Here is a 9,318-nt window from a genome sequence, read left to right on the forward strand (position 1 = left end):
CCCTCAGGCGGTGAGGGTGGGGACGGCTTCCTCGTGATCGCGCCCGGTGCCGGAGCCCGCCGCCCACGACCGGTAGGCGTCGAGGACAAGGCCGTGGAAGTGGTGCACGCCGTGCTCGGACAGCCCTGAGCCGGACGGGTCGTAAACGATGCGCCCCTGGTCGAAGGCGGGAGCGCCCATGCCGCGCTGGACGCTCTCCACGATGGAAATGTCCTGCTCCTGCAGCACCTCGTCGATGTACCTCACCGACTGGACCTCGGCGTCCTTGAGCTCGGCCGTCTCGAAGTAGAAGTCCCAGGTCTCCAGGGTCCGGTCGGTACCAGCCGGAACGACCTGGAAGACCATGAAGTTGCCGCGCCCCGGGTATCGCAGCAGGCAGGTGTTGGGCCAGAGCCACCACACCGCGTGCTGGGTGACCGACGCACCTGAGACGTCGTACGCCGAGTTCTCGTGCTTGCCGGCCTCGGCGAAGTGGCTCGACCAAATGCCGTGGGTCTTCACCTCGTAGGTGTCCATGTCGACGAGGTCGACGAACTCCTTGTGGGCGATGTGGCAGTGGTAGCACTCCAGGAAGTTGTCAATGACGTTCTTCCAGTTGCTCCTGACATCGTAGGTCAACCGCTTGGCGTGGGTCAGCCGAGCGACGTCGGGGGCCCACCTGGCGATGTCGGCCGCCAGGTCCCCGGCCTGCTCGCCCAAGGGAACGGCGCCCGGGTCCAGGTTGACGTAGACGAATCCGCCGAACTCCTCCACCTGCACCTGGTCGAGGCAGATCTCGCTCTTGTCGAAGGACTCCATCTTCTCGGCGCGACGAGCCGCCTTCAGCTTCCCGTCGAGGCCGTAGGTCCACGCGTGGTAGGGGCAGACGATGTTGCGCGTGGTGCCGGAGCCCGTGAGCAGCTCATGGGCGCGGTGCTTGCAGACGTTGTAGAACGCGCGCAGCGCTCCGTCACGATCACGGACGATCGCGATCGGCATGCCGGCCACGATGGCCGACACGTAGCTGCCCGGTGACTTGAGCTTCTCCGCGTGGCAGATCCACTGCCAGGTCCGGGCGAAGATCGCCCGGACGTCGGCCTCGAGCCACAGCGGGTCCGTGTATGCCTCTGACCTCAGCGACATCGAACGTTCGGGGTTCTCGTGGAACCCCATGCCGACACGACGCACGTCTTCCGCAGTGACTGATGCCATGGCGGGAGCGTACGACTGTTTGAACGATCGTTCAATGCATCTCTGGACGTTCGTTCAAAATTGCCCGTCGCGCAACCGGTCAGTCGGCGAGCGCGATCTCCTCGCAACGAGTGACGCTCCTGCTGATCGAGGCGCGATCGAGCCCCAGCAGGGCGGTGAGCCACAGGCCGTTCTGGACGACATCGATGTCGGCGGCCCGCTTGCTGCACTCGCCGCGCGACAGTCCGGGACGGGCCGCGCGGATGAGGGCGGCGAGCCCGGCGCGGTAGCGTTTCTGGGCCACCATGTTGATGCGCTCGAAGTCCTCATGAACCTGGGCGAGCGCCCAGAGCTGGAGTCGCAGGGACAGGTACTCCGTCGTCAGGAACTCCGGGTCGGCCACTCGCTTGAGCGCGGCGCGCAGCCGCTCTTCTGGTTCCAGGGTGAGATCCGGCTCGACTATCGCGATGTCCTGCTCCTCGATGCGGCGCAGGGCCGCACGGATCAGGCTCGTCTTGTCCTCGTAGTAGTAGTTCACCAGCCCCAACGAGACCCCGGCCTCGCGCGCGACGGCACGCATGCTGACCCCGGATATGCCTTGCAGGGACAAGAGCCGAAGCACCGCCTCAAGGATCCGCGCCTGCCGGTCGACCTTCTCATCGGTGTCCACCGCGCGCACGGACCTCGGACTCACATCCACGACCTTAGTATCCGGCAGGATGGTCGTGCGAGTGACCGTCCACTCGCATCCGTCCCACAGCAGAGATACCGGCGGGCCGGGGTTCGATGGTTCAGAGGATCAGTGGGGCCGCTGGGCGAGCGGGACACCCTGATGGTGGCCCGCAGGCCGTAGCCGGGGGACGTCCCCGGACTGCCGGGGGTGACAGGAGGTCCCGGCGGTCACCGGACATCCCCCGGCCACGCGGGATCCCGCGCATGGCCGGGGCGGGCGTCCCGATGTCCGCATCAGGGATCCGGTGGAAGAAAAGCAGGCCGGAGATCCGGATCCGGCTCGTCGTAGTAGCGGTGGAAGACCTGCGTGAGCCCGCCGGACATCGGCGGCACGATCCAGCTCCAGTCGGCGGGGCAGGATCGGCCGGCCTTCTCCTCTTTGGCGACGTGCTGCAGGAAACGCCGGGACTCGGTGTGGTGGTCGGCCATGGTCACCCCGGCCTTGTCGAAAGACCACTGCACGGCCCGCACCAGTTCGACCAGCGCCCGGTCCTTCCACATGGTCCGCACCGAGCCGGTGTCCAGCCCGAGCCGGGTGGCGACGGCGGGGAGCAGGTCGTAGCGGTCGGTGTCGGCGAAGTTGCGGGCGCCGATCTCGGTGTTGAGATACCAGCCGTTGAACGGTGCGGCGGGGTAGCGGATCCCGCCGATCACCAGCGGCATGTTGCTGATCGCCGGGACGGCGTGCCAGCGCAGCCGCAGTTCGGCGAACCAGTCGTACTCGGGGTGCCGGATGGGCACCTCGAGTACGGCGTCGCGCGGCACGTCGTGCACCTCGGTTGCCCCGTCCGGCCCTGAGACGATCAAGGGGAGCACGTCGAAGCGGCCCGGGGGACGGGGCCGGTCCCACCCGAGCGCGACCGCACGGGCGGTGATGTCCGCGGACCGGGGGTCGCCGCGCACGGTGCCGTCCGGCAGCCGGTGCCCGGCGTAGCGGACCAGTTGCTCGTTGTGGATCCGCGGTCCCGGCGCCCCCGGCAGGTCGGGCGCGAACACGGTGATCGTGGAGCGGATCGCGCCGCCGCGGGTGGCGGAGCGCAGGTGCTCGACGCACTCCGCCGCGACCCCTGCCGGGGCGCTGACATGGCGGCGGTCCCGGACGCTGAGGCTGTTCCAGTACAACCGGCCGATGCAGCGGGCGGCGTTGCGCCACGCGATCCGGGTCCCGAACGTCAGCTCGGCCTGGGTGTGAGCGTAGCCGCCGGTCGCGTCGATCTCCGACCGGACCTCACGTAGCCGCTCCTGGAACGGGATGCTCGGGGCGGCTTCGGCGTAGTAGGTCCGCAGGAAGTCCTCGGCTTCGGCGACGTCGACGTCCGGCACGGCTGTGACGGCTTCGTGCGCGTGCCGGTCACGCGAGGCGTTCTGCCCGTGACCGGGTAAGGGACAGTCCCCATACGGACGTGTTCGAACAGGCGCACGGCAGTCCGCCGGCCCGGCCGATATCGAGGCCGCCCCGGGAACGGCGTCGGCAACCAGGGCGGCCGGCTCCGGCTGGTGGAGCACGGCTTCCAGGCTCTCGCCGGGACGACGATTCAGACGGCCCAGAAGGTCAGGCACGGTTTCACCTCTCATCTCGATCTCCTGGCCACGCTTCCGTACGGCTTGGGCCTGTCTTCCGGCAGACGCCGCACCGCTTCAGGAGCCCGGCCCTTCCCGGTCAAGGGGCGTTTGTCGTCTGCGCGGGCTCCGAGGCCCCGACCGGCTCGTGAGGAGCTGGGACCGGGAGCGTCCCGTCAGCCGAGCACCAGCGGCAGAGACCGCAGCGACCGAAATTCCAGGTTCGAGTTCCAGGTGGGCTCGCCCGCCAGATGAATCCCCGGAAAACGCGCGAACAGTGCGACGAAGAACCACTTGAGTTCGAGGCCGGCGATCTGCCGTCCAAGACACGAGTGCGGTCCGGCTCCGAACGAAAGATGCCGTCCGCTGTTCCGCCGATCGAGATCGAACGCGTCCGGCCGCTCGAACACATGTGGATCCCGGTTCGCGGCGCCCAGGAAAAGGGCGACGCTCTGCCCCTTCTCGATCCGCACGCCGCCCATGTCGATCGCCGTCGCCGCGGCCCGCCACGTGAACTGGTTGGACGCGTTGTATCGGACCACCTCGTTGGCGGTGTTGTCGACGCACGCGCGGTCTGCCAGGAAGCGGTCAATCTGATCCTGGTTCGTCGCGAACGAAAGCATGCCGCTGCTGAGCGACCCCGGAGTGGTGGGTGCGAACAACGCCGTCAGCAGCAGAACGATTTGGTGCACGGTCTGCTCCGGCGTGCAGTCGGCATGGCTCTGCTGGTCGGCCGCGAGACGCGCGATGACCGTTTCCGGCAGGACTCTGCCTCGCTTTCCCTGGAGAAGCTCCAGCGAATAGACATGCAAGTCCTCAAGGTGTTCGATCAGGCGATCGAGCGCCACCGGCTGAGCCTGCGGCCCGGACCAGTAGGTCATGAGCGCGTCCACTCGCGGTATGACGAAATCCAGATCCTCTTCCGGAACCCCGAAGGCATGGACGGCGGCACTCACGGGGAGTTTGGCGGCCAGCGCGGAAACCGCGTCGATCTCCTTGGCGCCACGCGGAATCGCAGCGACCAGCTCCTGGGCGACGCGCTCGATGACGTGGCTGTAGTGCTCGTGGGCCGCGCGGGTGAAACCCGCCCGCGTGGATCTTCTCAGCGCATCGTGGCGCGGAGGGTCCGTGTACATCATGACGTTCTTGGTGAACCGGTGGTAAATACTGTCGGGCGGCAACGAGTGGCCCGGGAATTTGACGTCGAGGATTTCCTCCATGCGCTCGGCCTTGAGGCGGGGGTCCTTCAGCCCGTCGGCGCAGTCGGCGTATTTCATTACGGCCCAGGCGTTCAGGCCCTCACACCAGTGAACCGGCTCGCGCTCCGCCAGGGCGGCATATACGGGATAGGGGTCGGAAATGATGTCCGGATCGGACAACGGCGATGACTTGCTCATGGAGAAACTCCTCTGGATATCCTTTTCGGAACCTGTCGATTCACCGATGAAGAAAAGCGGAGGCAATTCACGCCCGGCCATGGGCGTGCGCGATTCCAGCCGCGCCGGCGCCGAACCCCGGAATTTCACTCAACGCGACGGCGCAATGGCGTTTCGTTGTCCGTTCCTGGCGGGCCATGAGCGGCGTTCAGGTCCTCCGGCGAGATCCCGGGAGGTCCGAGAGCCTCGATTCCGCGCTTGGCGGCGACGGCGGACAACCGTTCCCGGCCGGGCGGGACGATTCCGGCTGACGGGGTCTCGAACGAGCACGCGGGCTTCGCCGATGCACGAATGAATTCACCGAAGCCACCGGTCCGCCGTCCAGGCCTGATGGATGAATCCAAGCCGAAGAGCGCTTATCGCAGCCGGAAAAGTGCCGGCGAGCAACGCCGCGAAGGCCGAGTGCGGAGTGAACGGTCCAGCGCCGGAGGAGTTTGGCGACGGGCCCACCGGCCGCCGGCAGGCCTTCGCCCACCGCGGCCACCCACCACATCACCGATACTCATTTGCCTCCTTCGCGCGTTGTGCCCCATTGGTGACATAGCCACTGCCAAGATTTGCATGAGTCAACCAAGCGGTCAAGTAGCAATTACGTGAAGCCGAGAACAACCCTTCGGGAAGACGACGCGCAGAAATTATCAACGAGAGGTTAGATCTTCATTTCGGTTCGGCGACAGGTGCATTTTTGGCCTGGCCGCAGGGATTGTGTTCCCGGACCCCGCCGCCCGGATTTCCCTCCGGCCCTTACTCTATATCCCATGTGAAGAAATGCAGGGCGATGGCCGCGGGCAGCACGTCGGGAAACTTCCGAAGGTGAACCTTGATAGCGCGAGGAGAAAAATGCGCCATTCCTTCATGCGCGCCGCCGTTCGCTCTGACGCCGCATGAACGCCGTCGATTTCCTGGTCGTTCTTCTTTCGCCCGGCGGCCGGTTTTCCGCGCCGCGTCCCGGGCAATGGGCCCGGCGGATCCACGGCCGTGACGTGGCCGGCGCCATGCGGACGGCGGACGGCGGCCGCCGGTGGCGCCCTCGTCAGCCGAGCGGCACGCGCCAGGTCAGCCGGGTCCCGCCCTTTTCCGGGGATCCGGTCTCGAAGGTGCCGCCGAGCTGGGTGGCGCGGTCCTTGAGATTGCGCAGACCGCTGCGTCTGCCGCCGCCGGAAAGCCCGACCCCGTTGTCCTGGACGGTGAGGGCGAGCCAGTCGCCGCTCATCTCCGCGGAGACGTCGGCCTGGGAGGCCTTGGCGTGACGCACGATGTTGGACAGCGCCTCCCGCAAGACGGCCAGCAGCTGCTCGGCGATCGACGCGGGGACCCGGGTGTCGAGCTGGCCCTCCAGGCGCAGGCCCGGCATGAAGCCCAGATGACCGCGTGCGCTTTCCACCAGATCCACGATCTGCGCGCGCAGGCCGGGATCGGCGGCTTCGCGGGGTGTCTGCAGGGCGAAGATGGTCGAGCGGATCTGCCGGATCGTCTCATCCAGCTCGTCGATCCCGTGCTGCAGCCGGCCCGAGGCTTCGGGGTGTTCGACGAGCCGGACGATGCTCATCAAGGTCATGGCGACGGCGAACAGCCGCTGGATGACCACGTCGTGCAGGTCCTTGGCGATGCGGTCGCGGTCCTCCAGCAGGCCCAGCCGTTCGGCGTCCTTGCGGGCCTCGGCCAGTTCCAGGGCGACGGCGGCCTGTCCGGCGAAGGTGTGCAGGGCCCGCAGCTCGGTGTGGCTGAAGGGCATGCGGCCGGGACGTTTGCCCAGGAGCAGTACCCCGCGGACGGTTCCCCCCGCACCCAGCGGCACGGCTGCCGCGGGCCCCACCATCAGCCGGTCGGCGACGGCGGACGGCATGCCGGTGTCGTCGAACGCGGTGACCATGACGGGTTCGCCGCTCATCAGGGCCCGGCCCGCCAGGGAGCCGGTGACGCCCACCTCCACCTGCGCGAGGTGATCGGCGGCCAGTCCCTCGGCGATCACTCCCCGGAGAACCTCGCGAGCACCGTCGGGCAGCATGATCGTCACCATGTCGGCGCCGGCCATCTGCCGGGCGCGGCGCACCATCAAGGTGAGCACTTCCTCCGGTTCCGCCCCGGACAGCAGGCTGGTGGTGATCTCCGAGGAGGCCTGCAGCCACATCTCGCGCCGCCGGGTGTCCTCGTACAGCCGGGCGTTCTCGATCGCCACGCCGGCCGCGGTGGCCAGCGCCACCACGATCGCCTCGTCCTCGGCGTCGAACTCCCCTCCCCCGCGCTTCTCGGTGAGGTAGAGGTTGCCGAACACCTCGTCGCGCACCCGGACCGGCACCCCGAGGAACGACCCCATCGGCGGATGGCCGGGCGGGAAACCGTAGGACTCCGGGTGGTCGGACAGATCGGCCATCCGCAACGTCTGCGGTTCCTTGATGAGCAGGCCCAGCAGGCCCAGCCCGTGGGGCCAGTGCGCGATCCGGGCGATCTCCTCCTCGCTCAACCCCACCGGGACGAACTGAACGAGTGTGTTCTCCTCGCCGATCACCCCCAGCGCGCCGTAGCTGGCGTCGACCAGGGTGGTGGCGGTCTCCACGATCCGGCGCAGCACGGTCTCCAGATCCAGGTCGCTGCCCACCGACACGACCGCCTCCAGCAGGGCGTGCACGCGGTCCCGGGTGGCCAGCACCGCCTCCAGCCGGACGTGCAGCTCCGACAACAGCTCATCCAGCCGCATGGCAGGAATCAGGGAATGCGGCTGCTTCGCGGTCATAGGGAGAAGTGTGGCATTCAGATGTGGCCGTGCCCATCCCCCGGAACCGGGGATGGGCACGGAAGGCGGGGATGCTCACCACCCGATGGTCCGGCTCGCCGCGGCGCCGAGCGCGGCGATCGCATCGCGCAGCCGATCGGGACTCAGCTGCGCGTAGCCCACGACCAGGGCAGGAAGGTCCGCCCTGCCGTACGCCGACAGTGGCTCTCGTCAAGGGTGAAGCCCAGGCGAATGATCATCTGGAGGTACCCACCGCTCACGGTTCCGCCTTCGTCGCAGGTGGCGGGGCCGGAATGCCGGCCATGTCATCGGACTGGTAGGTGAGACGGCTTTCGACCGCGAGGACACCCTCGATCTCGCGGGCCGCCGCGACAAGGCGTGAGATCTGCGAGCGGAAGCCGACCCGGCCCTCCAGCGTGACCACGCCCGACTCGATGCCGACGACCAGCCCCTCCCGGTCGGCGCAGAGCCGGTCGCAGATCTCGGTGATCTCCCGATCGATCTCCTCGGCGGGACGGGTGAAGATCTTGAGCAGGTCTCCCTGATGGACGGTTCCGGCGACGCGCCCGGTGACCGCGTCGATCACGGGCAGCTGCTTGACCCGATGCCGGTGCATCAGCCGTACCACGTCCCGGACGGAGGTTCCCCTCATGACGGTGACCGCGGGGGTGGTCATGATCTCCCCAGCCGTGGCGGCGACGGCCTTCCCACGCCCCTCTCGCCTGCTGCCGCCTCCGAGGACGCCGTCCGTGTGCCTGCCGGGACCGATCTCCTTCAGCAGCAGGTCCTCCTCCGAGATCACGCCGATGGGACGCTCGTCGGCATCGACGACGGTGATCGCGTTGACCTTGAAACGCACCATGGCACCGACGACGTCGATGAACGACGCCTCCGGCCGCACCGTGACGACCATCGTGCTCATGACATCCTTGGCCTGCATGATCCCCCCTTCGTTACGAGCATCCCGCGGCGGTTTCGAGGGTGTCAGCGGCGAAGGTCCCCAATGCGGAGGACCTATGGTCTGCTCCGGGCGAACCGGCGGCGCGGCGCCTACGGGGTCCGGCTCCATGAGCGTTCGCCCGGTCCCGGCAGCGCGTGATCCTGCTGTTTCACGACGGCCACCGGGCACAAAGCCCTGTGGAGCAGCTCCTGGCTCACCGAACCGAGAACCCGCCCCCGGACGAGGCCCCGTCCCCGGGACCCGACGACCAGCAGCCGTGCCTCGCCGCTGCGGGACAACAGGGCGAGAAGCGGCGGCCCGCCGAGCGTGCTCGCGTGGACCGCCACGTCGCAATGACCTCCCGGCAGCGAGGCCATGGTCTCGGCGAGCCATCGCCCGACCTCCTCCCCCGGCCGGAACGACGTGTCCGCCCTGGCGCGCACCGCATGCACCGCGTGCACCGGCAACCGGCGGCTCCGGGCGTACTGGAGCGCGAACCTCAAGGCCGCCAGCGAGCAGGCGGAGCCGTCCATCCCCACCACGACGGTTTCGGGATGTGCCTGCGATGCCGTACCGGCCTGCCGGACGGCGAGCACGGGGCAGAGCGCGTGGGCGGCGACGTAGGCGCTCACCGAGCCGAGCAGCAGCCCGGCGACCCCGCCGAGCCCTCGGCGGCCGATCACCAGCATCTCCGCCGCCCGGCTCAGCGAGACCAGCTCCGGCCCGGGAGCCCCCCGGGCCAGGAT

Annotated in this window: 7 protein-coding genes; all 7 read right to left on the reverse strand. The window is 68.3% G+C overall.

Translation table 11 applies throughout. The features are described from left to right. Positions 1-3: 3 nt before the first annotated feature. Positions 4-1,191 carry an SRPBCC family protein gene (locus tag ACFY2X_RS44115; protein ID WP_389950440.1) on the reverse strand — a complete coding sequence of 396 codons (1,188 nt, stop codon included), beginning with the start codon at positions 1,189-1,191 and terminating at the stop codon, positions 4-6. Positions 1,192-1,270: 79 nt separating this feature from the next. Beyond that, the gene (locus ACFY2X_RS44120) at positions 1,271-1,864 is read right to left on the reverse strand and encodes a TetR/AcrR family transcriptional regulator (protein WP_389950443.1); all 594 of its coding nucleotides are present in this window, start codon (positions 1,862-1,864) and stop codon (positions 1,271-1,273) included. Between the two features lie 272 nt (positions 1,865-2,136). Beyond that, positions 2,137-3,225: a nitric oxide synthase oxygenase gene (locus ACFY2X_RS44125; protein WP_389950446.1), complete on the reverse strand. Its 1,089-nt coding sequence runs from the start codon at positions 3,223-3,225 to the stop codon at positions 2,137-2,139. A 413-nt stretch (positions 3,226-3,638) separates the two neighbouring features. Continuing rightward, positions 3,639-4,859, reverse strand: coding sequence for a 4-nitrotryptophan synthase (gene txtE / locus ACFY2X_RS44130; protein ID WP_389950449.1), 1,221 nt, complete (start codon positions 4,857-4,859; stop codon positions 3,639-3,641). A gap of 1,072 nt (positions 4,860-5,931) precedes the next feature. Continuing rightward, positions 5,932-7,632 (reverse strand): GAF domain-containing protein, encoded by a 1,701-nt coding sequence (locus ACFY2X_RS44135; RefSeq protein ID WP_389950452.1) that lies wholly within the window; start codon positions 7,630-7,632, stop codon positions 5,932-5,934. A 256-nt stretch (positions 7,633-7,888) separates the two neighbouring features. Further along, positions 7,889-8,572, reverse strand: coding sequence for a CBS domain-containing protein (locus tag ACFY2X_RS44140; protein ID WP_389950454.1), 684 nt, complete (start codon positions 8,570-8,572; stop codon positions 7,889-7,891). 110 nt (positions 8,573-8,682) lie between these two features. Further along, a partial coding sequence (locus tag ACFY2X_RS44145; protein WP_389950457.1) for a universal stress protein occupies positions 8,683-9,318 on the reverse strand: 636 nt, incomplete at its 5' end.

The organism is Streptosporangium sp. NPDC000396 (assembly GCF_042898655.1).
In the GTDB taxonomy this organism is placed as follows: Bacteria; Actinomycetota; Actinomycetes; order Streptosporangiales; family Streptosporangiaceae; genus Streptosporangium.

What these genes read in the sequence shown, in the direction of transcription:
- ACFY2X_RS44135 (WP_389950452.1), bottom strand. Translation starts at nt 7,632, where the DNA reads ATGACCGCGAAGCAGCCGCATTCCCTGATTCCTGCCATGCGGCTGGAT.
- ACFY2X_RS44140 (WP_389950454.1), bottom strand. Translation starts at nt 8,572, where the DNA reads ATGCAGGCCAAGGATGTCATGAGCACGATGGTCGTCACGGTGCGGCCG.
- txtE (WP_389950449.1), bottom strand. Translation starts at nt 4,859, where the DNA reads ATGAGCAAGTCATCGCCGTTGTCCGATCCGGACATCATTTCCGACCCC.
- ACFY2X_RS44115 (WP_389950440.1), bottom strand. Translation starts at nt 1,191, where the DNA reads ATGGCATCAGTCACTGCGGAAGACGTGCGTCGTGTCGGCATGGGGTTC.